Origin of the sequence: Planktothricoides raciborskii GIHE-MW2, from assembly GCF_040564635.1 — a bacterium.
Taxonomy (GTDB): Bacteria; Cyanobacteriota; Cyanobacteriia; order Cyanobacteriales; family Laspinemataceae; genus Planktothricoides; species Planktothricoides raciborskii.
Map to the genome: position 1 here is coordinate 3,986,912 of NZ_CP159837.1, position 25,772 is coordinate 4,012,683.

Below are 25,772 nucleotides of genomic sequence, written 5' to 3' on the forward strand. Positions count from 1 at the left end.
GTTATTCGTTATTGGTTAATAGTTATTCGTTATTGGTTATTCGTTATTGGTTGGTCGTTATTGGTTGGTCGTTATTGGTTGGTCGTTATTGGTTGGTCGTTATTGGTTGGTCGTTATTGGTTGGTCGTTATTGGTTGGTCGTTATTGGTTGGTCGTTATTGGTTGGTCGTTATTGGTTGGTCGTTGCTGGTTAACTGTCAACGAAAAACCGGGCAACTGGCAACCATCAATCATCAACCATTAACCATTAACCATCAACCATTAACCATCAACCATTAACTATTAACCATTAACCATTAACTATTAACTATTAACCATTAACTATTAACCATTAACCATCAACCGTCACTACTGCTTCTACCTGAACTTTTTGTTGTTCTTTGTCCACGGAAGTGACAGCCCAACGCAAGGGTTTGCCTCGTTTTTCCAGTTCTGCTTCAATTTCTTGTTGTAATTTTACGGGAGACTCTTGAAGGTCAATTTCTGCGGTAATAAAATGTGTGGTCATGGGATTTTTTGTTTCTGGTTTCTGGTAAAATTCAAGTGAGCAATTTTCTGCGCTCGTGACGATGGGAGATTTGATCTGAGAAAAGATTGGGGAAATTACTCCCGCCCAAATTGGCGATCGTAAACTTCGTCTTCTTTCTCGGTTTCAATCTTCAGATCCGATCGCGGATAGGCGACGCAAAGTAACACATAGCCTTCTTTTTGCAGTTCTGGACTCAAGCCCATGCCCTCGGACTGTTCTACAGAGCCTTCACCGATAATCTTGCCCGCACAAGTGGTGCAAACCCCGGCATTACATGAATTAGGCAAGTGGAGTCCTGATGCCTCAGCCACTTCTATAATTTTTTGATCTTCTGCCACTGTTAAAGTGTGGGTTTCACCTTGATGGTGAATTTCAACGGTATAAGTTTTAGCCATACTCCTCGCGCTTGCTGAAGCTAACGATAAATTTATAACTTGCTCATTTTACCTTTTATGAGACAGGACTTATGCATTACCGCGACAAGTCAGGAGAAATTGATCAATTGCCTTGACTGAAATGAAATAGAGGCGATCTAGGGGCGATCGCCCCTAGATCGCCCTAAATTCTGTAGCTTGGCTTCCGTAAGCAATCCATCGGGGAATCCCGGTGACAGTCAAAAGACTAAGACTAAAGACTAAGACTATAGATAAATCGCCCTCACCGAAAAACTTGCCCACCTGGGGGCGCATACCGGCAACCGGACTAGAAATTGCGGCGATTTTCTGCCGTTTCAACTGAATTTGACTAAAATTTGACTAATCGGCGATCGCGGGATTTCAAATCGGATATTTAAAATTAATCCGCCAATATCACCCGATCTTCGCCAAATTCATCGTCAAGGTCAATTTCATCAGGACTGAATTCTAAGGCATCTAGGCGATCGCTTTCCTGCATAATAATCCCATCAATCAAACTATCCATCGGAATTGAAGTAATTTCTAAATCATCCTCACTTTCTAAAATTAAACCCGTCCCCGCTTCTCCTTTTAAAGCACTTAAAAGTTGAGCAATAATTCGGCCATTAGTATCGCGATTTTCTGGCTTTAATGTCCACAAAATATTATTAGGATTACACTCACCGGACTCAGCGGCACAAATTACCGGCATTCCATGCACCACTCCTTCACTTAATGGGGGTACGGTCGGTTGAGTGCTTTGCCGCAAAAAATGCTGATTAAACCTCGTTGTCACAGCGCGGCAACGGTCTGAAGCGGTCAAATTTCCGCCAAACTCTTGGGCGCCTTCTTCAGTCCATTGAATTAGTTGGCGTTCTCCAGCCCGATGCCAAGAAACCCTGCTACTGCTGCGGCTGCGGGTTCCTTTATATAATGCCAGAATGGTTTGGTTGCCGCTGTTGCATTCAAACCGATATCTCACGTCCCGACGGCGACTGCGACCAGTTTCTTGCGGTTGATTCTGGCTGGGATTGCTCTCACTGTTTGGAGTAGTTTCTTGGGCTAAAAACGTGCGTGATGGCAGTGTAGTTTTGGCATTAGAGATAAAGTTTATTTGGGTAATTTGAACCGCAATCATTCCTCCAATTATAAATAAAAAGATTTGTTTTAAATTCATAGTTAACATCCCCTGACTTTCCAGTCGATCTATTCTTATTTTATCTTTTTCCTTTAAGGTGTATATACTTATCACCCCAGGATGTAACAAATCTTTAAGAAAAAATCCCGGTGGCGATCGCGCCCAGGGGTATCGGTTGCCTCGCATTGCCGGTGGGCTTTTGTTTTGGGCATATATTTAGCTTCAGATATTAAATATGATTAGTAAAAAAAGAGAATAGGAAATCATCTGGTAAACGGAAATTTCTCTCTCCTACGAATTCCCCTGCTTGCCCTGCTTGCCCTGCTTGCCCTGCTTGCCCCGCTTGCCCCGCTTGCCCCGCTTCCCCCGTTTCCCCCGCTTCCCCCGCTTCCCCTATTATGGCGCTTCGCGCGGGGAGCAGGGCTAGAAAGGAAGTTTGAACAACCCTTTGTGTATTTCCAGGTTTATTTATTGATTAAATTTGTCAACATACCTGCGCGAATATAACCCATAATAACAATATACGTAGCTTCCTCTAAACCCATGCAAATAATTGTTGAAGGCTGGCGCTTTATTCCTCATTCTTATGCGATCGCGAATCATTTTCAACTTTTGGAAATGTTGAAACGACCGGAGTTGAAAATTTTTCATCGAGATATGCCCTTCCTACAGGATAGCTGGAAACCTGTAAAAGGATTATTAGACCCTGCCGCAGAAAGAATCTTAAATTCACTGCCCAATCCCCCAGAAAACTTTGAGGCAGATGTTACTTTTCGGATCTACTGTCCGTTTAACCTCGCATCCGCAAAAACCCCAAGGACTGTAATGTTTGGCTGCACCGAATGGGGTATGGTGCCTCCGAGTATTCTCAAGGGAATGAAAGTAGCATCTTTCTCACAAGCTCATGCTAATTCTAATACGACGATTGTTACTTCTTCTCATTGGTCAAGAGATGGTTTTATCTATAGTGGGGCTGACCCAGACCGGGTAGTGGTTGTACCCCTGGGGGTCGAGCCAAATATTTATAAACCATTACCTTTAGAAGAACGCCGTCAACTCAGAAAAAAATTAGGGTGGGATGACTATTTTATTTTCTTTAATAGTGGGGTGATGTGGAATAAACGCCAAGGAATTGATGGATTATTAAAAGCATTTGCTCAAGTGGTAAATGGCCATCCAGAAGCTAGATTAGTGTTAAAAGGGCGCGATTATATTTTTCCTTCCCGTCAGGAACTGTTTCAGGCAAAAAATGTTTTAACCGCAAGGGAATTTGAACAAATAAAGCCGCGAGTGATGTATCAGGGGGAAAATCTTTCTTCTAAGCAAATGGCAGAACTTTATCAGGCTGCTGATGTCTATGTTTCTCCTTATTTAGCGGAAGGTTTTAATTTGCCGGTTTTGGAAGCTGCCGCTTGTGGCTTGCCGGTGATTTGTACCCAAGGTGGGTCAACGGATGATTTCACTCATCCTGATTTTAATTGGGGTATTTCCAGTCAGGTAAAGTCGGTGAACATGGAAGAAAATACAGTATTTTATCTAGAGCCAAATATCGATCACTTAATTACATTAATGACGGAAATTATTGATCGCAATGCAGAATGCGATCGCGCCAGAAAAGCTGGGCCAAAATGGGTACATAGTCGCTTCACTTGGCAAGACACTATTGATAAATTATTGCCAGTGTTAACGGATGAAATTTCACCGCATCCCCTCTGCCCCTCTGCCTCACCCGCCACACCCCAATATAAAAAGTATAAAATATTAGTAGAAGGATGGAGAAATATTCCCCATTCTTATGCAATGGTCAACCAGTTTCAACTTTTAGAAATGTGCGATCGCCCAGAAGTAGAAATATTCCACCGGGATATTCCTTACTTACGTTCCCACTGGCAACCTGTTGCCGAATTATTTGAACCTGTTGCCGCCCAAAAAATACAGCAAATTCCTCCACCGCCCCCAGAAACCGTGGACGCGATTTTGCGGATAGCCATTCCCTATAATTTAAAACCGGGCAACGCCAAAAAAACCTGTGTATTTTGTACCACGGAAGCAGGCATTGTCACCAAATCCATGTTATCAGGAATTTGTGCTAATTCTATCACAGAAGCATTAGAAAATTCTGATGTAACAATTATTACCCCATCTCATTGGTCAAGACAAGGTTTTTTACGCAGTGGAGTTGAGGCAAACCGAGTTGTAGTCGTTCCCCACGGGGTAGATAATAATTTGTATAAACCACTACCAGAAGATCAACGAAAGGCTTTACGGCAGCAATTAAGCATTGCGGATAAATTTGTGTTTTTGAATATCGGTATTTTATCGGACAATAAAGGCATTAGACTCTTGTTAAAAGCCTTTGCCACAGTGGTTGACAAGTATCCTCAAGCAAGGCTAGTCTTAAAAGGGGCAGATAGCTTATTTGCATCTAGGCAATTTTTTACTGACTCTGCCAAAGCTGTACTCACCGAAGCTGAAGCGGCAAAAGTTGAATCTCGGTTGGCTTATATTGACAAAACTCTCTCGATTTCCGAAATGATTCGACTCTATCAAGCGGCGGATATTTATCTTTCTCCTTATTTAGCGGAAGGCTTTAATTTGCCAGTTTTGGAGGCCGCTGCTTGTGGTTTGCCAGTCTTATGTACTCAGGGAGGCCCGACCGATGATTTTACTCGGCCTGAATTTGCATTAGGAATTAGCAGTCACCTTCAACCAATCAACGTTGGTGAGGAAACCGTATTTTTACTGGTGCCAAATTTAGATCATTTAATTGAACAAATGGCATGGGCGATCGCGCATCCAGAATTTAGAATTAATGCCCGTAAATTTGCGGAGAAATTTATTGGAGAACATTTCACCTGGAACCGGGTAGTCGATCGACTACTAAATGTATTAACTGGGGATTAATTGGGGATTAACTGGGTATCTGATAAAATAGAAAACACACCTCTTGCTTTCATACCGGGATGGTGGATCCCCCGAACCTCCCTTAAAAAGGGGGGCTTTTATCGATTTTCGCTGATGATTACAGGGATGACCAAAGAACCATGAACCTACCAAACTCCCGTATCGCTTCCTTAAAGTTAGAAGCCATTACCGATCCTTATCCTCTGACCGTAACACCAGATACCCTCCTGATACAGTTGGTGAATCTGATGCACCAGCAACGCGCCGAAGCCAGTGAGGTACTGGCTGCCACTGGAGTCCCGGAAGCCCGAGCCAGTTGCGTTCTGGTGCGAGAGGGAACCAAGGTTATTGGTCTATTTACGGAGCGGGATCTGGTTAAGTTAGCGGTTCAAGGGGTCAATCTGGAAGCGGTGACTATTGCAGAAGTAATGACCCAGCAACCCATTACCTTGAAAAAATCCGACTATCGCGATATTTTCAGCATTTTGAGCCAATTTCAAAGGCATCGAATTCGCCATTTACCGATTGTGAACGATTCTGGGGATTTGCTGGGCTTAACTTCAACCACTTTGATCTGCCAACGACTACGCCAGATAGAACTGCTTAAGTTGCGACGAGTGGGAGAGGTGATGAACCGAGAAGTGATCCAAGCCCCGCCAACCGCTTCGTTGTTGGAGTTAGCCCAGACAATGGTGCAGCATCAGGTAAGCTCTGTGGTGATTTCCCAGCCTTTGCCCGGTTCGGAAAGCCTGAAGGTTCCCTTGGGCATTATTACCGAGCGAGATGTTGTTCAGTTTCATAAGCTCAAGCTAGATTTTGCCACGACTCCAGCGGAAATGGTAATTAGTACGCCGTTGCAGACGGTAAGTGCAGATGCTAGTTTGTTTGATGCGAACCAAGTGCTACAGCAAAAACCGATTCGCCGGTTGGTGGTTACGGGTTCTCAGGGGGAGTTGTTAGGTATTGTGACGCAAACGACGATTTTGCGACTGCTAGAACCGGCTGAGTTGACGGAAATTTTAGCTGTGTTGCAATTTCAAGAAAACGATGGTTCAGTTGCCAAAACTCAAACTCTTGTCAAGCATCAAACAGCCGTCTCGCGGGATACTGTCCAGAAAAGCCCTGGGCAAAGACGAGAACTCACATCGGTGCTATTACTGGAAGACGATATCACTTATAGGATGATCGTTAAGCGCCAATTGCAGCGATCGCTCCTCGTTGCGGATGCAATATCGCCCCAGGGGCGGATAGAACTGACCATTGCCGGAACCCTGGGTGAAGCCCTGGGCTGTCTGGAGCAAAATACCTTTGACGCTATCTTGCTGGATCTGAACTTGCCGGACAGTCGCGGGGTTAACACTTTGCAGGCGATCCAACAGTCGGCACCGAATACCGCTATTGTGGTTTTGACCAGTACGGACAATGAAGAATTGGCCTTGGAACTAATCCATCTGGGCGCCCAGGATTACCTGGTTAAGCAACAAGTCAACGATCATTTGCTGATTCGCAGTATTACATACTCTATTAGCCGGAAACAGATCGAGATCGAGCTCCAGGGGAAGAATTTAGAGTTAGCTGCCGCCAATGAAGCCCTGGAACGGAACACCGCTAAACTTGCCCAGAAAAATCAAGCACTGGAAGAGGAAATCACGCAGCGTCAACAAGTTGAAGAAGCTTTGCAACAACTGGCGGTAGATTTGGAACACCGAGTAGCGGAACGCACGGTTAAGCTGGTTTCCAGCAATCAACGGCTGAAACGAGAAATTGAAGAACGCCTCTCAGCAGAAGCCCGGTTAGAGTCCGCTGCTGAATATCAACGGCTGCTAAATCAAACCGCTTTGCAAATTCGCCAATCTTTGAATGTAGATGAAATCCTCAACACTACCGTGGAACAAGTGCGCCACTTGCTCAACTGCGATCGCGTGCTGGTCTATCAGTTTGATGCGGATTTAAATGGCACCATTGTTGCCGAGTCCGTGGCCACTGGTTGGCTGGTGAGTCTGGGGATGAATATTGAAGATACTTTTTTTAAGTCTGGGGGGAAACAGCATAATCAACAAGGGATCAAGACTGCCTTGGATGATATTGATCGGTCAAACCTAAGCAGTTGCCATTACGAGTTATTGACTCGATTTCAGGTGAAAGCCTATCTGGGGGTGCCGATTTTGTTGCCGACGCGATCGCCCCAACCCCTCTTATCCGAGGCAGATCAAGGCACGATTTCGCCAAATCCCCTGTGGGGCTTATTGATTGCCCATCAATGTTCTGCTCCCCGTCACTGGCAGACTGATGAGTTGGAACTGCTGGATGAGTTGGCGGTGCAGTTGGCGATCGCCATTCAACAGGCAGAACTTTACCAGCAAGCCCAAATGGAACTACAACAGCGCCGTCAAGTGGAGGATGCCCTGCGGCAACTGAATCAAAACTTAGAACAACAGGTTTTACAGCGCACCACGGAGTTAAGAGAAACTAACCGCAACCTGTTGGCAGAAGTTGCCCAACGGCAACAAGCCCAAGCGAAACTGGAGCAGCAATATATTAAATCCAGCTTATTTGGGGAAATTACCCAAAAAATTCGCCAATCCCTGCGTTTAGAAGAAATTCTCCAAACTACTGTTGAAGAAATCCAAAAAATTCTTCAGTGCGATCGGGTCCTGATTTACCAAGTATTTGACAGTGGGGTTGGGCGGGTGGTCGCGGAAACCGTGAAACCGCCGTATCCCAAGCTCCTGGACATAGAATTTCCTGAAGAAACCTTTCCCCGGGAATGCCAGGACAGATATCGTGATGGAACCATCGTCGCCATCACGGATGTTTACCAAGCTTATGGGGAACACTGGCCTTGTCTGCGGGAATTCTTGCAATCTTGGCAAATCCAAGCCAAATTAGTCGTGCCAATCTATCAACCCCAGAATGTTCAGGAACTCTGGGGGTTTATCATCGCCCACCATTGTCGCGCCCCTCACCTGTGGACGGATTTTGAAAAAGAGCTTACCGGACAACTGGCCTTGTCTGTTGCCGTTGCGGTCTATCAGGGGAATTTGATGGCTTCTCAACAAAATACCCTGCAAGCTTTAGCTGATAGCCAAGAGCAATTGCAAGACTTGTTTGATAGTACCAATGACCTGATTCAAAGCGTGGCCCTGAGCAACGGTCACTTCATCTATGTGAATCAAGCATGGCTGGAAACCTTGGGATATACCCTGGAAAAAATTCCCCAGCTTTTTTATCTAGACGTGATCGCCCCGGAATATCACGACCAGTGCCGAGAGATGTGGGATGCCTTAAGCAGTGGTCAACGGGATCGCTATAATGCGGTAGAACTTTCCTTTATTAGCAAAGACGGTCGCACGGTGATCTTGGAAGGAGATATCACCTGTCGTTATCGGGAGGGTAAGCCCGCCGCCGCCCAAGCGATTTTCCGGGATGTCACCGAACGGCGCAAAACCCAAGGCCAATTGCACCAAGCGCTTCAGGAATTAGCCTACCAGAAGCAGGCTTTAGATGAAATGGCGATTGTCACCATGACCGATCCCCAGGGGATCATTACTTATGTCAATGACAAATTCTGTGAAATTTCTCAGTACGAGCGATCAGAGGCGATCGGGCAAACCCACCGGATTGTCAATTCTGGCTATCATCCCCCCAGTTTCTTTCAGGAAATGTGGTCAACGATTACCCGTGGGCAAATTTGGCGCGGCGAAGTCAAAAATCGCTCCAAAGATGGCGGGTTTTACTGGATGGATACCACCATCGTCCCCTTTTTGAACGAAGCGGGCAAGCCGTTACAACATCTGGCCATTCGGATTGATATCACCGATCGCAAAGCCGCCGAAGAAGGTCTGCGGCAACAGTTAGCGGCCATCGAAGCCGCCATTGATGGCATTGGCATTCTGCATAACAATCGGTATGTCTTTCTCAACCAAGCCTATGCCCAATTGTTTGGCTTCCCTAGTACAGCGGATTTACTCGGCCAAACCTGGCATATCCTTTACGATCCTGATGAATTCGATCGCATTGAACGGGAAGTTTTCCCCATTTTAACCCAGCAGAAACATTGGCAGGGAGAAGTGATCGGTAAACGAGTCGATGGCAGCACCTTTCCCCAGGAACTTTCCTTAACTCTGAACGATGATGGCGACTTAATTTGTGTTTGCCGAGATATCAGCGATCGCAAAAAAGCCGAACAACAACTTCGCAAAGCCCTCGCCAAAGCCGAAGAAGTCAACGAACTCAAATCGCGGTTTATCACCATGACTTCCCACGAATTCCGCACCCCCTTAACCACAATTTTAGGAGCCGCCGAAATCCTCAAATACTACGGTCATAAATGGGACGAAGATAAAAAAATGAAATATCTCGATCGCATTTACAGCACCGTCAAACACATGACTGGACTCTTAGATGATGTCCTATTATTAGGGCGAATGGAATCCGGCAGACTAGAACTAAGCCCAGCGCCAATCAACATATGGGAATTTTGTCAATCCTTAGTCGAAGAATTAAAACTAGGCATCGGCAAACAACATCAAATTACTCTAAGTTGCGGCATAAATTGTGAACCAGCCAGTGCTACTTATAACTTAGACGAAAAACTTCTGCGGCATATTCTGATTAACTTGCTCACCAATGCCATCAAATACTCTCCCGAAGGCAGTACCGTAAATTTCCAGGTATCAACCAAACAAAAAGACCAGGTGAAATTGCAAATTCAAGACCAAGGAATTGGCATTCCCCTAGAAGACCAAAAGCATTTATTTGAATCATTCCACCGCGCCCAAAATGTCGGCAACATTCCAGGCACCGGCTTAGGTCTATCTATTGTCAAAAAATCCGTAGATTTACACCAGGGAGAAATCGTCTGTCACAGTCAAATGGACAAAGGCAGTACCTTTATTGTCACTTTGCCATCAATTTACACTTATTAGTTTATTTGGCTTGGCATTATTTGGCATTTTCAACACAAAATCAAATAAATATTCCTAATTAATAGATAGCGATCGAGGTAGTTTATGTATGGCTAAATTGAAAATAATCAAAAAATTATTCAAAAAATATTTTTTTGATAGTAAGTAGGGATGTTAAATACTATAATATAGTAAGTAGGAATATAGTAGCAACCATCATCCAATCTATCAAAACCATTATTTTCCTAACAAAACATCATGCTAGAAAATCAAAAAATATTAATTATTGAAGATGACTTTATGATTCGGGAAGTCATCACCACCATGTTAGAATGTGAACAATTTGAAGTAATCGAAGCCGAAGAAGGCTATGATGGAATCACCTTAGCCAAACAATGTCTCCCGGATTTAATACTCTGTGACATTATGATGCCCAACCTCAGTGGCTATGATGTGTTAAAACGGCTAGGGGAAACCGAAAAAACAGCCACCATCCCATTTATTTTCATTTCGGCTAAAGCCCAGAAAAATGATGTCCGCTTCGGTATGGAACTCGGCGCCGATGATTATATCAGCAAACCTTTTACCAGGGATGAATTAGTATCCGCTGTAAAAACTCGGCTGAAAAAACAAGCATACCGACAACATTACTACGATCAAAGAATCGATCAAATAGAGGATAAACTGCATGAATTAGAAGAGAGATTAAATAAATTATTTTATGCTGATTCAGAACAGATTTTTACTCCCACCCAGGGGTGGCAAGGCCGGTTTGAACAAGTGATAATGACCGCTGACAAAATTATCACCATGACTGGCGAAATAACTCAAGCTTTAGAACGAGAAGAATTTCAGCTATACTATCAACCTCAAGTTGATATCCGCACTGGACAAATTATCGGATTAGAAGCATTGCTACGGTGGCAGCATCATAAAAAAGGCATGATTTATCCTGTTGAATTTATTCCCATAGCGGAAGCAAAAGGCTTAATTATACCCCTGGGGGACTGGGTACTCAAAACCGTATGTAAAGACGCCAAAAAATGGCATAACATGGGTTACTCTTTACGGCGAGTTGCCGCGAATATCTCAGCCAAACAATTGCAGCAATCAGATTTTGGTTCTAGACTACTAGAAATTATCGGGGATACCGGGTTGTCTCCTCAATATTTAGAACTAGAACTTACTGAAAGTATGGTTGTTCAAAACATAGAACTGGCAACCCAGATTTTTAAGCAAATTAAAAATATGGGTGTGCAAATTGGTATTGATGACTTTGGCACAGGATATTCATCGTTAAGCTATTTGAACAACTTTGATTTTGATACATTAAAAATAGATCGCTCTTTTTTGCACCAACTGGACAAGCATCCTAAAAAACAGGCGATGGTTCAGTTAATGATTGAACTGGGGCATACGTTAAATCTAAAAGTATTGGCAGAAGGAGTAGAAACCGAAGCCGAACTCAGTATTCTCAAAGAACTGCACTGTGATGAATTCCAAGGCTACCTGTTCAGTCCGCCTTTACCTGTATCAGAAATAGAGGCTTTACTTCAGGAGTACCAGAAACCGGGTTTCTGAGACAAACCCGGTTTCTTAAGGGTTTGCACGCCAGTTGCTCTACTTGGGGTTTCCCGAAGACCGCACAGGCTCCTGAATGAGGATTCATTCCTCAGAAAAATCTCAGCCTGGGTTAGATTTTTGGGTTAACCGTCTCAGACCAAACCATGTAAGATGACTATGAGCCAAAATATGAGCCAAAATATGAGCCAAAATATGAGCCAAAATATGAGCCAAAATATGAGCCAAACAAGCAAAATCTTGGTAATTGAAGATGAAGACCATATCCGAGAAATCATTGTAGAAATCCTCGATGCCGAGGATTTCGCAATAATAGAAGCCAACAATGGTCAAGTGGGGGTGAAACTGGCAGTAGCAGAACTGCCAGATTTAATTATTTGCGATGTGATGATGCCAGCATTGGATGGCTACGGGACGATCACCCGCTTAAGAAATGACCCAGTTACTCAACATATTCCGGTGATCTTTCTCACCGCCAAAGCCACCAAAGGAGATATGCGCCAAGGGATGAATTTGGGGGCGGATGATTATCTGACCAAACCCTTTACTCGCGATGAACTAATGGATGCGGTTAATGCTCGTTTAGCGCGAGTTGCCCAGCAAAATCAAAAACTGGCGGAAGTCTCGCAAAAACTGGAACAATTAGAACAGTTTGATAGTCTGACTGGCTTACCAAATCAGTTAGTTTTAGGGGATTATTTCCAGCAGGCACTCCAGCAAGGCCAAGTCGATAATAACAGCCCGCATAGCAGCCAACAAACCCTAATCCCATTTCTGCTTTTAGGTCTAGATCGCTTTACTCAGATTAATGATACGATTGGCTATGAAAATGGGGATTTAATCTTAAAAACTCTAGCTCAAAGATTGACAGATTTTATCCAGACCTTTGAAGCGGTGGGAGTCGTGCGTTTGCCCGGAGATGAATTTGCCCTAATCCTTGCTCCGGTCAGCCACGAGGATCAAGCATTGGTTCTGGCGGAAAACCTTTTAAAAATAATCGCCCAGCCATACAACGTGAACCATAAAATGATTCCGGTTACTGGTACGATTGGTATTTCCTTTTATCCCGAATCCAGCACTCTGGAGACCCTACGGCAACAAGCGAGTATGGCCATGAGTCAAGCAAAGAAAGAAGGGGGCAACCGTTGTAAAATTTATGTTCGGCCTTTGTTTGGGGTAGATACCCCTAAGGATTTGCAAATGGCGGGATATTTTCAAACCGCATGGCAGCGTAAAATGCTCAAAGTGTTTTACCAGCCCCGAATTAATATTAGAACGAGAAAAATTGTCGGAGCCGAGGCGGTAGTATATTGGCAGGATCCAACGGGAACTGTGGTTTCTCCAAGAAATATTGCGACCCTGGCAGATAAAACTGGACTGAGACAGGCGATCGCTGAATGGGTACTATCTGTCGCTTGCGAGCAAGCCAAACAGTGGCAACAATCTCGGAAAAAACTGCGAATGGCGGTGAATTTGCCCTTACAATTGTTCATGTCCCCGTCTTTGTTGGATACGATCGCCCAGCGGATCGAAGCCGTTTCATTAGACCCAAGCTATTTGGAATTAGAAATCTCGGCTGACATCATTACTCATGCCACTAATTTAAATCAGGTTGCCTCGAAATTATTAGGGCTGCAACGGATGGGAATTCAAACCACCATTACCGATTTTGGTTTAATCCATAGTTCGGGTCCTTTTGCCGATCTGGGATTATTAGCCTTAGATAATTTAAAGTTAGATAGTGGTTTGGTGCGTAATTTGCCGCAAAACGAACCGGCGATCTCTGCCTTGCTGCAAATTGCTCGCGGCATGAAATTAAAGCCGATCGCCAATGGCGTAGAAACCGAAGCTCAAATTAAAACCTTAAATAAACATAAATGTGATGAAATTCAACAAAACATTTCTTTGGCTCCCGCCGAATTATTAAAATTCTTTTGACTTACTGTCCTGACACTTTGCTATTGGTTATTAGTTCTTGTTGACTTACCCGAAAATCCTTTCTCCGGCAGCAGCATACTTTCTCTTTTACAAGACCAATAACCAATAATCAACAACTTTTACTTGGCAAACAATAGGCAAACAATAGCCAAACAATAAGCCAATATTAGACAAACAATAAGCCAATATAGCAATCCTACTCAATCAATGGAGAAATAAGCCCTCACCCCCAACCGACGGCTGCCCATGGGAGAGGGGAATCTGAAAAATTCACAAATCCTGCACGGATAGCTATATTAGACAAACAATAAGCCAATAGAACACTTGGCGATCTTATGAGGTACAATCAAGAGCAAGTGAAAAACAGATAATCGTGAAAGCTTATGAAATCCTATTCCGTTGACCTCCGATCAAAAATAGTAGAAGCGCACTTGAGCCAAAAAATATCCATCAGAAAACTAGCCCAAATATTTGCTGTTAGTAAAACTTTTGTGCAAAAAATAGTTAAGCAACAACGAACCGAAAGAAATGTGTTTCCCAAAAACCGGGGTAAACATCGATTCAGTCAGTTGATTTCCTCTGAATAAACAGTCCGATCCTTAATCGCTGAATATCTCCAGGCGACTTTGGCATAATTCTGTGAATTATGAGGACAAAAAACCGGCAAATGGGTGAGTGAGACCGCCGGAATGTCGTTACTTTAAAAAGCGCGGAATCACTCGTAAAAAAAACAAGTTACAGTAGTCAAGCTGAAACAGAAAGATTACAAAAATTAAGACTATTGGCAGCAAATTAAATATATTGAGGCTAAAAAATAGTATTTATAGATGAAAGCGGGATTATGCTAGGGTTAGATAGAACTCATCCCGGTAATCAATCGGGACAAGAGTCCGAAAAATTAAGCTCTTTTATCGAGGGTCAAAAGTCACGATTGTCGGATATATTACGCTGGAAAAATTCTTGGCTTTTATGAGAATATATAACTCAATGGATGGGTCGGTATTTGCTGTATGAAGATTTCAAAGTTTTTAATCCTTCAATTGTGGCGGGTATCCGTAGTCGTGATGGATAATTTATCCGCCCATAAAATGACCTTAATTGAACCGATGATTTCCAGGGTCTGTGCAAGAGTCATTTATTTATCTCCCTACTCTCCACATTTTAATCCCATTGAAATGTGGTGGTTACAACTTAAATCTTTTTTACGGAGCTTTACTCCCAAAAATCCAGCAATGATTGATCGACTCATATCAATTGCCCTAAATTTGATTAATCCTCAGCATTTAAATGGTTAACTCATTGTTGCTATTGTACTTCATAACATCGCCAAAAGCTGTATTAGATAAACAATAAATAATTATGACTAAAATTTTAGCGATTGAAGATGACAATCACGTCAGAGAAATTATTTGGGAAATTCTGGAAGCTGAAGACTTTCATGTCATCGAAGCTGAAAATGGCTTAATCGGCTTAGAAATGGCCATCCAAGAACAGCCAGACTTAGTTATCTGCGACGTAATGATGCCCGGAATGGATGGGTTGACCGTGTTGAAAAATTTAAGAGAAAACCCAGTCACCCAAACAGTTCCCTTTATCTTTCTCACCGCTAAAGTCACCAAATATGACATGAGGGAAGGCATGGATTTAGGTGCAGATGATTATCTCACCAAACCTTTTACTCGCGATGAGTTATTGGGATCCGTCAGTAGTAGACTGAAAAAATCTGCTGCCGCGCAACAACATTCTGAAGAAAAGTTAAATGAATTGCGGAATAATCTCACCCGAACATTACCCCATGAACTGCTGACGCCATTAAATGGAATTCTGGGTTTTACAAGTTTTCTGATTGACGAATATCAAGAAATGGAACCCACAGAAATTCGCCAAGTGCTGCAAGATGTTAAGTATTCTGGTGAACGACTATATCAGTTAATTCAAAATTTTTTACTGTATGCCCAACTAGAACTGGTGGGCAAAGACCCTGACAGATTAAAAGTATTTTTGCAGGGAGAAACCCTTTCCTCCCACCTAACAATTAATGCCGTCAGTTACGAGAAAGCAGTGTGGTTCAATCGAGTGGATGATTTACATTTAAAATTGGTAGATACTGAATTGTCTATCGATGAGCATTGGTTTAGTAAAATTGTCAGTGAACTGGTAGAAAATGCGTTTAAGTTTTCTGAAGCCGGACAACCCGTCAAGATTTCGAGTTTTCTAGAAGATGGACAATTTATCTTATCAGTGTGCGATCGCGGTCGGGGGATGACCCCAGAGCAAATTTCCGCCGTAGGAGCTTATGTTCAATTTGAACGAAAACTTTATGAGCAGCAAGGATCCGGCTTAGGACTAGCAATTAGCCAGCGACTGACTCAATTAAATCAAGGACAGTTGAAAATTGAGAGTATTCCTGGGGAAGAAACCACCGTCACAGTAAGCTTCCCTTTGAGGTCTTGAACGAGCATATGGACAAGAAACCAGGTTTATGACCCCAGGGACAAGAAACCTGGTTTCTATGAGATTTGTTGGTTGGTGGCAGAATTTTGCGTCAATTAACCGGTTTCTAACCTCTCCCGGTTTATGACCCCAAAGACAAGAAACCGGGTTTCTATGAGATTTGTTGGTTGGTGGCAGAATTTTGCGTCAATTAACCGGTTTCTAACCTCTCCCGGTTTCTCGCCTCTGAGTATTGAGATTACTTCACCGTTTCTAAGCCTCTGGTTTGGTTAGTTAAACGGCTGATAAATAACTGTAAAACAGTGCGCTTGCCAATCTTAATCTTAGCTTGTACCGCCATCCCCGAATGTAGACGAACTTGTAACCCATTATCGAGAATAAACTTATCACTATCCAGTTCAATCGTGGCGGGAAAGGCATAAAAATTCTGACCTTTTTGGGGATCTGGTTCCAACACATCTGAGCCAATGCTGGTTAAAATGCCATTGACTGTACCAAATTCTGTAGCGGGAAATGCTTCGACCATTACTTCAACAGGAACGCCTTTTTTCCCTTCCGTTTGATTTTTCCGTAAAGCATCTAAGACTAAAGCAATATCCTGGTTTTGAATCAGTACAGAGGCTTCTAATTTAGCATCACGAACTAATTTTAACAGGGGTTCAGTTTCTCTCACCACAAAACCCGGAGCATTCGGTTGTAAATCAAACACTTCACCGGCTACGGGAGCGCGTAATTCTTGATATTGCAATTCCAATTGCGCCCGGGCTAATTGACCGTCAATTTGGGAAATCCGTTTTTGATTTTCCAGGAGCGATTTGCTAAATTGCGAGTCAATATCAGAGATGCGTTTTTGATTGTCAGCGATTTTAGTTCTAATATCTTTTTGAGACACAAATTGGGTATTTTCCAACTGTTGTTCAGACCTTCCGATCGCCGCATCAAGTCGCTGCACCTCATTTTGCAGCCGAGTCAGTTCTGCTTCCCTAGTCACCACCTCTTCCCGACGCCTGTCCAGTTCCGCTTGTCTGGCCAAAATTTCATTTTGCCGGTTGAGTACCTCAGTTTCCAGGGCAGAAATTTCATTTTGCCGATTTAACAGTTCGGCTTCTAGGGCAGAAATTTCATTTTGCCGATTTAACAGTTCGGCTTCTAGGGCAGAAATTTCATTTTGACGGGAGAGCAGTTCCGCTTCCCGGTTGGAAACTTGGGCTTCCTGGTTTAAAACTTCTTGCTCCTGCCGTTGTTTTTGCAATTCCGACAAAGCTCCTTGATCGACTAAAGGCTCAATCCGGGAAAGAATATCCTCATTTAGCGCCAATGCTTGTTCGGCTGTTTCCAACTGGGCTTTGGCGGTAGGAATTTGGCGGCGAGCGGTTTCGACTCGCGCTTGGGCGGTGGGAATTTGACGACGAGCGATTTCGATTCGCGCTTGGGCGGTAGGAATTTGGCGACGAGCGGTTTCTAACCGAGATTGCACCGTAGGCAATTGTCGCTTTGCAGTTTCTAAACTCGCTTGGGCGGTAGTTTCTTGTTCCCTGGCAATGTTTAACTGATTTCTCACGCTGGGGATTTGTTGTTGCGTTTGACTCAGTTGAGCTTGGAGTTCTTGAACTTGGAACCCCGCCGCCGCCACACGAGTATCATATTCTGAACGGCTGGCTCTTAACAGTTGTTCTTGGTTGGCATCAAAAGCCCCACTCCCCCCTAAACTGGCAACGCCATTCGCCGATGCTTCCAAGAACTGATTTTCTGAGATCAAATCCGATCGCAGCTTCACCAGTGCTTGCAACTCGGCACTAGCGCCAGGCACCGGGTTGCCATTCATAGCCGCCTGGTAAAACTGATTTTCTCGCATCAGAGACTCTCGTAACTGCCGCAAGGACTCAACATCCGCTTCCGGGGCTGTCGGGTCAAAGGTAATCAACAAATCCCCTTGTTTGACTAAATCTCCACCTTTAACATGAATCTCGCGGACTACCCCCCCAGTCGGGGCTTTTACTTCCACACCGCCGCCTGCGGGTTCCAGTTTTCCGGCACTAGCAACTGACTGGTCGATTTCCGCCCAGGCAGCCCAAGCCACGCCAAAAACTGTCATGCCCATAATTGTCCAGACAAAAATACTCGACCAAAACGGGCGACGTTCTAAGATTACAGGTTGATCGAAAATTGGGGTAGATTTTATTGTGTCATTGGTCATAGGTCAATTTTTTGTTATTTGTTATTCGTTATTTGTTATTCGTTATTTGTTATTAGAGCGAACGAATAACCAATAACAAATAACCAGGGATTACATTTGTGATTCTTGCTGTTGATAGAGACAGTAGTAGAAGCCTTTGAGAGCCATTAATTCATCATGTTTGCCCTGTTCAACCACAGACCCCTGATCCATCATTAGGATAACATCTGCTTCTTTAACGGTTTGCAGGCGGTGGGTGATGAAAAAGACTGTCCGACCTTTGAAGGCTTTTCTTAAGTTGTCACAAACTTCTCTTTCGGAGCGATAATCCAGGGCACTGGTGGCTTCGTCCAAAATCAGCAGGTGAGGATTTTGCAATATTGTGCGGGCGATCGCAATCCGTTGTCGTTGACCCCCAGACAAAGATGAACCCCGTTCACCGACAATGGTGTTATAACCATTAGGCAAACTCATAATAAAATCGTGAGCCACCGCAGTTTTTGCCGCTGCCACCACTTCATCGGTGGTGGCATCGGGATTAGTTAGGGCAATATTGTCCTGTACCGAGCCATTAAACAGCAAAGTATCTTGAAGGACGACCCCAATTTGCCGCCGCAGAGAATACAACTCTACCTTAGCAATATCGTAACTATCAATAAAAATCCGTCCACTGGCCGGTTCATAAAGACGCTGCACCAGCTTCATCAAGGTACTTTTGCCGGAACCACTCTGACCGACAATTCCCACAAACTGACCCGCTTCAAAGTCCAGATTCACGTTGACCAAGTTTAATGGGCCATTTTTGGTAAAACGGAAAGAAATATCCTCAAATCTCACCGCCCCATGAATTTCTGGCAGAGGGATATTGTGGCGATCGGCTTCATCGGCTTCTGGGTGGGCTTCTAGAATATCTCGCAGTCGTTCCACGGACATGGCGGTTTCTTGGAAAGTCTGCCACACCTGGACAAATCGCAACAAAGATCCAGTCACGTTAGAGGCAATAATGCGGAAAGCGATCAACTCACCCAAGGTCATGTCGTTATTTAACACCAAGGTTGCCCCCACCCACAGCAGCAACAAACTAGAAAGCTTGTTCAAAAAGCCACTAATAGAACCAGCAGTGGTTTGGGTTTTCACCGTATCAAATCCCGCACTCACATACCGAGCATAGCGCTCGTACCAACTCCAGCGAGAACTTAACTCAATGGTTTGGGCTTTCACGGTTTGAATCCCTGATAGCACCTCCACCAAATAGGACTGAGCATCGGCATAACGCTCGGCGCGATAGCGCAATAAACGCTGCACCAGGGGAGAAACCAGCAGGATTAAGACGGTAAATAATGGCACCGTCACCAGAGCAACGGCGGTCATTAATAAGCTATAGGAAAGCATTACGGCGATATAAATCACCGAGAATACCGCATCGAGTACCACGGTTAAAGCGGTGCCGGTCATAAATTGGCGAATTCTTTCCAGTTCTCCCACCCGACCGGCGAGTTCGCCGACTCGTCGTTTGTCGAAATAATCTAACGGCAGTCGCAATAAATGATCGATGACCTGAGAACTGAGACTTAGGTCAATGCGGTTGGTGGTATCGACAAATAAGTAGGTGCGTAATCCGGTCAGCAAGCCTTCAAACAACGCCACCCCGACCATTAACACCCCCAAGACATTCAGGGTGTCTAAACTTCTTTGACCGATGACCTTATCAATAATGACCTGGGTCAGCAGTGGGTTAGCCAAACCCATCAACTGCACGAAAAATGAGGCCAAAAAGACTTGGAATAAGGTGCCTTTGTATTTGGCTAATTCTGGTAAAAACCACCAGAAGTTGAATTTTTCTTTGTTTTCCGTATCCAGTTTTTGCAATAGCAATACTTGGATTTGGCCGTTTTCAGCGTCACATTCTTCGGCAAATTTTTCGGGTTTTTTGCGGACGATGCCTTTTTCGGGAATGGCCATCACCAGTTCCCGCTGATTAATGTCAAATAACAGGGCAAAGCTATCTTTCCAGCGAATCATCGCTGGGGCTTTGAGTCTGCCGATTAAGTTGGGCGGAATGCCTACCAGTTGCGGATTCAAGCCCATGCTGGCGGCAACACCTCCACAAGCTTGCAGGGTTAAACGTCCGGTGGTGGCCAGTTGATCTTTGAGGACGCGGCGTAATAAATCTTTACGGATGCGGAGGCCGGATTGTTTGGCCAGCATTTCAAAGCAAGCTAAGGGCGCGTCAATTTTGCCACTGCCCCGGACAAAGGGATATTTCGGGCGCGGGGCGTTGGGGTCAAATTCCGGTTCCGGGGGTCGGTCTGGAGCGTAAGGAATTTCTACAGGGCGATCTACAGGAGCAAAAGCCCCTCCCGCTTGGTCTGTCACCTCTGAGTCGGTAATTTCCGCCACCTCTGGGGTTAAGGATTGGGAAATCAGCGCAAATGGCACGCCAATCAACCGAACCCCACCATTACTGGGGAGTTTTTTTTGCTGAGTGCGATCGCATAACAGTAGCTTACCGGCGTTAAAGTCTCCCAGGTTGCCTTGACTGACGAACCACAGGTATTCTGGATCGAGTTTGGCTAGATCCACATTGCCGTTGGGGAAATTCACTGCTGTGGCTTCTGGAGTCAGTTTGAGGGTTAAATCTTTTAAATTCGTGAGACTATCCGCTCGTCGCTGTAATTCCAGCGCCAGCAGTTCAAAGACTTCGGTTTCTGATATGTGGGTTTGAAAATAGTCCCTCACCGTTGAGTGAGATTTGACAAAATCTAAAAACTCATCTGCTGGTAGGGTGATGGCGATCGTGTCCGTAGAAGCGATGATGGTATCTGAGGCCACGCCGCGAATTAAGGAAACCCAGCCCAGGATTTCTCCTGAACTCACCAAACGCAAGCTGACCAGGGATTGTTTTCGTTGGTCGTAGGCTAACTGTCTTGCTTTGCCCTCGTAGATAATCACTATTTGAGTGGGCATTTTTTCCCGTTCAAAGACTGGTTGACCAGGGCGATAGCGTAATAGCTGGCATTTGGAAGCTAGGGTATTTAATTGATTCTGGTTGAGTCGCTCAAACGGCGTCGTTTGCGCTAGGAAGTCAGGAATTTGGGATTGTGAAATGGTTGTGGTCATGATCCGGAAGTAGCTGAGGGCTGGACAGACTGCAAGGAGATGACTTTTTGCACCTCTTCTTTGAGCCATGTTTCAAATAATTCATCGATTAACCGCCGACGCATGGCGTCGTCGAGTTGCGCTGGCATAAATTTTTCTAATCTAATAATTACAAACCATTCGGCGAGAACTTGCGGAGGCCAGAGTTGACCCGGTTGACTAATGGATAAGAGTTTACCAATCCGAGGATGAGGTTGACTGACCGGAACAGGGCCAAGTAATCCTCCGGTACGACTTTCCGGCCCTTTTGAGTATTCCCGAGCAAGGTCGGCAAATTTGGCTTCCCCTTCTTGAATCCGAAAATACAGTTCGTAGGCTAGTCCTTGGTCTTGAACCCGGATTAAGGAGTAGATTACTTGGTCAAGGAACATTTTCCGTTCCATAAAATAGGATTCAACTTTTGATGACCAAGTGGTTTGCTTAAATTTTTCTACTCGCACCGGATGGGTGGCTAAATCTTCCATTTCTGCGGGAGTTAGCCCTTGACTTTTTAGCCAAGCTTGTCTGGCTTCCGGTGATGTGAGTTTTTGCTGGACGGCCAGGTCTTCGATCGCCCTTATGCGTTCTTCTTCCGTCAGGGGGATATCGGCGATCGCTGTATCTAGCACTATGCCACGCAAAAATTGCGGCATCAATTGATACCGCTTTAACAACATGGGGATTTGCTCCCCCTGAATCACTCGATTGCCAACTTGGAACAGGTCAGTCATATCACTCCTATAATAACCTCACCAATGGTATTTGGTTTTGGCAGGTAGTCACTCCATATCCGTTAGACAGCTTGTCACTATCTTGAGATTTTATAACTTACGATATAAGTGAGACCATCTCTACTAGACTGAAAACCCAAAAACCGGGTTGCTTCAATAAATATTTGCTTTCTTACTTCAAGTTAACCCAGAAAACCGATTTCTGAAAACCCAGAAACCGGGTTGTGAAATCAATCTTTGCTTTCTTGCTTCAAGTTAACCCAGAAACCCGGTTTCTATTGCAAACGTCTGGAAAAATGAACTTTCAGAGGTTTGCCCGGTGAGCGATTCGAGTAGCAATTCGGAGCTTCGCTTCACGGGCTGATTAATTGGCTACAGACCCATAAGTGTTGCCTCTTTGCTCCGTCGTGTACATCAGTAGCGAAGAGGGTGCGAAATCGCGATCGGCGGCGGCTTCAGGATTTCATAAAACAACCCGGTTAATTAAATCAACCGGGTTTTTGCCTTTAATTAATCGACTTTTATCAGGAATTTTTCTAGATAAAAAACCCCTGTTTTAATACTTTTTGATCTGGGCTTAATGGCTTTCTAACCAAGCGGATAAATCATCCAGACTGCTAAAATCTAATAACGCCTCGCTTAAATCTTCCAACACCGATAGGGGTAGGTTGGAAATGCGATTTGTCATCGCATCCGATAAATTTCCCAAACGACGCCGCAATTGACGCCGAACTAGATTAGCCGCTTCCTGTTGTTGTCCCTCTTGGCGACCTTCTTGGCGACCTTCTTGGCGACCTTCTTGGCGACCTTGAACCAGTCCTTGAAGAATTCCTTCTTCTTTGGCTTCGCGATAAACTTGGGTTTCTTCTAATCGCAGTCCGAGCATGGCTTCTACCTCCCGCCGACTTAATTTAGTGAATTTATAGACCATGATGGTCGCGATCGTATCTATGATGTCGCGACTTGTTTCTGCTGAGGCAACTTCGGTTTTTACTCGTTCTAACAAATATCTGGCTTCAACGGGTGCTTGTTCTTCTTTTAAGATCGTCAACACCATTAAAGCAATTCCTAACGGTGATTGTCGAATATCACCGAGTTCATTTAGGAGCCAGTGCGGTCTTGGGGTTTCCCCAAGTAGAGCAACTGGCGTGTAAACTCGATGCACTTGGTGCGAGTTGAGCAGTGCTTGATAGGGCTGAATATCACTCTGTTCAATACTGCGTGATGGATAAATCACTACCGCTTGCCAGTTGGAGTAGCGATCGCGATTTCGATAGAAATACAGAAACGCTTCCCCGAATAGACGCTCGTATAACCGTTCATCTTTCTGAAATTGTACCTCGCAAAAATAAATCATGCCCGGATTGCCATCCGGGGGCAGAAATACCCCATCAATTTCAAATTTTGGTTCTTTGACCGCTACGGAGTCAAAGCGGTAGGCACTGGCATTTTCCGGGGGATTTGCCAGGAGGTCAAATAACAGGCTGGGGGCTTGTTGGAATATTTTGTAAAATATGGAGTCTCGCCGCATGGAATTTTTTTCGCGGATGGAGCAATTTTTATTTTACTACACCGGGGCGATCGCTATTTTCTAGCGGCTGTTCTTCCCCTTCTGTCAAATTATAGATAAGGTGGAAAGCAAATAGAGTAAGTTTAGGAGTAGAAATGGTTGTTCATAAGTTGTCCATGAATTCCTCTACAAAAAATTGCCCACACCCAATTAGGGTGGGGCGATACAAACTAGGAATTAGATTCGTTGGTTTGTCCGGCAATTTGGCGAACTGTTTCTATGGGTAAATCTAAAATATGGGCGATCGACTCTACGCTAATTCCTGCCGAAATCATATTGGGAACCGCTTCGAGTTTGCCTTCGAGTTTGCCTTCGAGTTTGCCTTCGATTTTACCTTCGCTAAAGACCTCTTGATAGAATCTGGTTTGTTTTAAGTCACTTAATCCAAGCATGGCTGCAATTTCCTCCCGACTTTTTTGCGGTAACTTGTACACAATAATTGTCTCGATTAAATTGATGAAGTCTCGGCGCATATCTGCCGATGTGATTTGAGATTGGCTGCCAGATATTAACTGTTTGGCGCGATTGGCGGCTTTATTTTCTGTCGGTTCGATGACCAGTTTCAAGATTTGAATTCCCAAGGATTCGTCTGAGTCATCTAACTCATCGAGATAAATCCGCGAAACCCGACTTAATTCTAGCATTTCCGCAAACTGAAAGTCTTGTTCGCGTTCGATTCGGCGGTTGGGATGAATCACCACCACTCGCCAAGGATAGGGAGGTTGATTCTGTCTTAAATATAGAAACAGTTCTCCAAAAACGCGATAATATAAACTATCATCCGGTTGAAATTGAACTTCTACTAGGTAAAAAGGTTGGTTGGACTGTTCCTGTTTGGGCAGAAAAACCCCATCAATCCGAAAAGCCAGTTGTTTGAGTTCGACGGAAGTAAATTGATAAGCCGTTGCTTCACTAGCAGGGCGGTTGATCAGTTCAAAGAAACTGGCGGGGAACTGTTGAAATATTTGGTAAAAGATGCTGTCGGTTTTCATCGGTTTGTCGGCGGTGCAGTTGGGGTTTTGGCTGGGAAACTTTCCTGAATGACAGTGCCTCTATTTTACTAAAAGTCTTCCTGAGATATCTTTGTTCGGTTTTACCGAGGTGCAGATTTTCCGTCCATACCTGTAATTTTTCTTTGGTACTGTTTGGCAACCTGTTTAGGAAAATCTATATATAGTGTTTATTTTTTTGTGACACTATATATAAAGTATTTTCTCAGTAAAAGCCTTATTTTGTTCTCTATTGAGAATATTTTTTGCCCTCGTTAGGGTCGGATGAGGAAATTTTGCGATCGCACTTGACAAACCCTGAAAAGTGTGCTATAGTAATTAAGGCAACTCAATAGAGAAACGCAAGCACTAAGCTTGGGTTCTCGTCTCATGAGCAGCACCCTTGAACCTTGAATCATTAATAAAGTTCTTGGCCTGGTCTAGCATCAATTTCAGCCAGACCTTCAGATAAGAGGTATGAAAATTTGTTGCGGTGAATGGTTTTATTCCAGTCATTCATTTCAACTGCTTTTCATGTCTCTTATCTGAGAGTCTGTCTGAAGTTGATACTAGATCCCGTTAAGAACTCTATGATGATTCAGGGAACGAGGGTCCTGCAAGGTTTGAGACGGCAACCGATTCAACAGTTCCAGAATGGATCTGGATTTTTGCTGTTTGCATATAAAGCTATCTTTTGAGACTGCCTCAATTTATTACTTATTGAAATAACAAATGTTAAATCATGTAGCTATCTACTGGGATTTGCAGAATGTCCGCCTTAAATCCCAAGGTAAATCCAGAGATCAAGTAGCTATCTACTGGGATTGGCAGAATGTTCACTTTAAATCCCAAGGTAAATTCAGAGATAAAGTTATAGCTTTAGTGGAATTTGCTAAAAAACTTGGGTCAGTGAAGGTTATGAATGTCTACGCACATTGGCGTAAAGAAACTCCTCTAGTCGAGGACACTTTCGACGATTTGGATTTTAAATGTCGTAACGTTCCTGCTAGTAAAGCTAAAAAAAATAATGCTGACAAAAAATTAATAAAGGATTGCCAGGAAGATATTAGCAGTAATCCACACATATCAACGGTTATTTTGCTTTCAAAAGATGGTGATTTCGTTCCATTAGTGCGGGAGCTAAAAGCGGCTGGTAAAAAAGTAATTCTGATATCTGATTCAGACAAAACTACAAACCAAAAGCTCAAAAACATGGTCGATGAATTTTACACTTTAAGTAAAAGTGAAGCCGGGTTTAGCCCTTTAAACGTGGCAGCCTAAAGTATGCCATGAGCAAAAACGTAGTAGTTTTCCAGCACTTT

General features: G+C 44.0%; 17 protein-coding genes. 8 read left to right on the top strand and 9 right to left on the bottom strand.

The genetic code is table 11. From position 1 onward, the window contains the following. Positions 1 to 60 precede the first annotated feature (60 nt). On the top strand, positions 61 to 279 hold the full coding sequence (locus tag ABWT76_RS16935; protein WP_231636807.1) for a hypothetical protein: 219 nt from the start codon (positions 61 to 63) through the stop codon (positions 277 to 279). A gap of 52 nt (positions 280 to 331) precedes the next feature. Here the strand turns inward: ABWT76_RS16935 and ABWT76_RS16940 are convergent, their stop codons facing one another. The 4 genes from ABWT76_RS16940 to ABWT76_RS16955 all read right to left on the bottom strand — a co-directional run bounded on the left by ABWT76_RS16940 (position 332) and on the right by ABWT76_RS16955 (position 2,101). Continuing rightward, positions 332 to 508, bottom strand: coding sequence for a hypothetical protein (locus ABWT76_RS16940; RefSeq protein ID WP_190879235.1), 177 nt, complete (start codon positions 506 to 508; stop codon positions 332 to 334). Positions 509 to 603: 95 nt separating this feature from the next. Next, the gene (locus tag ABWT76_RS16945) at positions 604 to 924 is read right to left on the bottom strand and encodes a 2Fe-2S iron-sulfur cluster-binding protein (RefSeq protein ID WP_054466915.1); all 321 of its coding nucleotides are present in this window, start codon (positions 922 to 924) and stop codon (positions 604 to 606) included. 153 nt (positions 925 to 1,077) lie between these two features. Beyond that, positions 1,078 to 1,263: a hypothetical protein gene (locus ABWT76_RS16950; RefSeq protein WP_054466914.1), complete on the bottom strand. Its 186-nt coding sequence runs from the start codon at positions 1,261 to 1,263 to the stop codon at positions 1,078 to 1,080. Positions 1,264 to 1,324: 61 nt separating this feature from the next. Next, the gene (locus ABWT76_RS16955) at positions 1,325 to 2,101 is read right to left on the bottom strand and encodes a COP23 domain-containing protein (protein WP_054466913.1); all 777 of its coding nucleotides are present in this window, start codon (positions 2,099 to 2,101) and stop codon (positions 1,325 to 1,327) included. Positions 2,102 to 2,605: 504 nt separating this feature from the next. On the opposite strand from ABWT76_RS16955, the gene ABWT76_RS16960 reads away from it, so the two are divergent. From ABWT76_RS16960 to ABWT76_RS16985, 6 genes are all read left to right on the top strand, one after another. Then, on the top strand, positions 2,606 to 4,966 hold the full coding sequence (locus tag ABWT76_RS16960; RefSeq protein WP_072160783.1) for a glycosyltransferase: 2,361 nt from the start codon (positions 2,606 to 2,608) through the stop codon (positions 4,964 to 4,966). Between the two features lie 140 nt (positions 4,967 to 5,106). After that, a complete protein-coding gene (locus tag ABWT76_RS16965) occupies positions 5,107 to 9,894 on the top strand; it encodes a PAS domain S-box protein (RefSeq protein WP_354634661.1) in 4,788 nt (1,595 codons plus the stop codon). A gap of 237 nt (positions 9,895 to 10,131) precedes the next feature. Then, positions 10,132 to 11,454 (top strand): EAL domain-containing response regulator, encoded by a 1,323-nt coding sequence (locus tag ABWT76_RS16970; RefSeq protein WP_054466911.1) that lies wholly within the window; start codon positions 10,132 to 10,134, stop codon positions 11,452 to 11,454. Between the two features lie 159 nt (positions 11,455 to 11,613). Continuing rightward, a complete protein-coding gene (locus tag ABWT76_RS16975) occupies positions 11,614 to 13,392 on the top strand; it encodes a bifunctional diguanylate cyclase/phosphodiesterase (RefSeq protein ID WP_231636806.1) in 1,779 nt (592 codons plus the stop codon). 1,106 nt (positions 13,393 to 14,498) lie between these two features. Continuing rightward, positions 14,499 to 14,687: a hypothetical protein gene (locus ABWT76_RS16980; protein ID WP_354636422.1), complete on the top strand. Its 189-nt coding sequence runs from the start codon at positions 14,499 to 14,501 to the stop codon at positions 14,685 to 14,687. Between the two features lie 64 nt (positions 14,688 to 14,751). Continuing rightward, entirely contained in the window at positions 14,752 to 15,846 is a 1,095-nt protein-coding gene (locus ABWT76_RS16985) for a response regulator (RefSeq protein ID WP_054466909.1), read from the top strand. 238 nt (positions 15,847 to 16,084) lie between these two features. Here ABWT76_RS16985 and ABWT76_RS16990 read toward each other — a convergent pair whose 3' ends face one another. The 5 genes from ABWT76_RS16990 to ABWT76_RS17010 all read right to left on the bottom strand — a co-directional run bounded on the left by ABWT76_RS16990 (position 16,085) and on the right by ABWT76_RS17010 (position 24,453). Continuing rightward, the gene (locus ABWT76_RS16990) at positions 16,085 to 18,043 is read right to left on the bottom strand and encodes an HlyD family efflux transporter periplasmic adaptor subunit (RefSeq protein ID WP_054466908.1); all 1,959 of its coding nucleotides are present in this window, start codon (positions 18,041 to 18,043) and stop codon (positions 16,085 to 16,087) included. Positions 18,044 to 18,133: 90 nt separating this feature from the next. Further along, entirely contained in the window at positions 18,134 to 21,142 is a 3,009-nt protein-coding gene (locus ABWT76_RS16995) for a type I secretion system permease/ATPase (protein ID WP_199317403.1), read from the bottom strand. Beyond that, positions 21,139 to 21,891: a peptidylprolyl isomerase gene (locus tag ABWT76_RS17000; RefSeq protein ID WP_054466907.1), complete on the bottom strand. Its 753-nt coding sequence runs from the start codon at positions 21,889 to 21,891 to the stop codon at positions 21,139 to 21,141. Before ABWT76_RS17000 ends, ABWT76_RS16995 begins: the two co-directional genes overlap by 4 nt. Positions 21,892 to 22,468: 577 nt before the next feature. Next, positions 22,469 to 23,422, bottom strand: coding sequence for an Rpn family recombination-promoting nuclease/putative transposase (locus tag ABWT76_RS17005; RefSeq protein ID WP_190879239.1), 954 nt, complete (start codon positions 23,420 to 23,422; stop codon positions 22,469 to 22,471). A gap of 209 nt (positions 23,423 to 23,631) precedes the next feature. After that, positions 23,632 to 24,453: an Rpn family recombination-promoting nuclease/putative transposase gene (locus ABWT76_RS17010; protein WP_354634662.1), complete on the bottom strand. Its 822-nt coding sequence runs from the start codon at positions 24,451 to 24,453 to the stop codon at positions 23,632 to 23,634. Positions 24,454 to 25,182: 729 nt separating this feature from the next. Between ABWT76_RS17010 and ABWT76_RS17015 the strand changes: the two genes are divergently transcribed. Beyond that, positions 25,183 to 25,731: an NYN domain-containing protein gene (locus ABWT76_RS17015; RefSeq protein ID WP_054466904.1), complete on the top strand. Its 549-nt coding sequence runs from the start codon at positions 25,183 to 25,185 to the stop codon at positions 25,729 to 25,731. The last annotated feature ends 41 nt before the right edge of the window (positions 25,732 to 25,772 follow it).

Excerpts from the sequence above, each read along its gene's own strand:
- ABWT76_RS16940 (WP_190879235.1), bottom strand. The coding sequence starts at position 508 with ATGACCACACATTTTATTACCGCAGAAATTGACCTTCAAGAGTCTCCC.
- ABWT76_RS16945 (WP_054466915.1), bottom strand. The coding sequence starts at position 924 with ATGGCTAAAACTTATACCGTTGAAATTCACCATCAAGGTGAAACCCAC.
- ABWT76_RS16955 (WP_054466913.1), bottom strand. The coding sequence starts at position 2,101 with ATGAATTTAAAACAAATCTTTTTATTTATAATTGGAGGAATGATTGCG.
- ABWT76_RS16960 (WP_072160783.1), top strand. The coding sequence starts at position 2,606 with ATGCAAATAATTGTTGAAGGCTGGCGCTTTATTCCTCATTCTTATGCG.
- ABWT76_RS16965 (WP_354634661.1), top strand. The coding sequence starts at position 5,107 with ATGAACCTACCAAACTCCCGTATCGCTTCCTTAAAGTTAGAAGCCATT.
- ABWT76_RS16970 (WP_054466911.1), top strand. The coding sequence starts at position 10,132 with ATGCTAGAAAATCAAAAAATATTAATTATTGAAGATGACTTTATGATT.
- ABWT76_RS16975 (WP_231636806.1), top strand. The coding sequence starts at position 11,614 with ATGAGCCAAAATATGAGCCAAAATATGAGCCAAAATATGAGCCAAAAT.
- ABWT76_RS16980 (WP_354636422.1), top strand. The coding sequence starts at position 14,499 with ATGATTTCCAGGGTCTGTGCAAGAGTCATTTATTTATCTCCCTACTCT.
- ABWT76_RS16985 (WP_054466909.1), top strand. The coding sequence starts at position 14,752 with ATGACTAAAATTTTAGCGATTGAAGATGACAATCACGTCAGAGAAATT.
- ABWT76_RS16990 (WP_054466908.1), bottom strand. The coding sequence starts at position 18,043 with ATGACCAATGACACAATAAAATCTACCCCAATTTTCGATCAACCTGTA.
- ABWT76_RS16995 (WP_199317403.1), bottom strand. The coding sequence starts at position 21,142 with ATGACCACAACCATTTCACAATCCCAAATTCCTGACTTCCTAGCGCAA.
- ABWT76_RS17000 (WP_054466907.1), bottom strand. The coding sequence starts at position 21,891 with ATGACTGACCTGTTCCAAGTTGGCAATCGAGTGATTCAGGGGGAGCAA.
- ABWT76_RS17005 (WP_190879239.1), bottom strand. The coding sequence starts at position 23,422 with ATGCGGCGAGACTCCATATTTTACAAAATATTCCAACAAGCCCCCAGC.
- ABWT76_RS17010 (WP_354634662.1), bottom strand. The coding sequence starts at position 24,453 with ATGAAAACCGACAGCATCTTTTACCAAATATTTCAACAGTTCCCCGCC.
- ABWT76_RS17015 (WP_054466904.1), top strand. The coding sequence starts at position 25,183 with ATGTTAAATCATGTAGCTATCTACTGGGATTTGCAGAATGTCCGCCTT.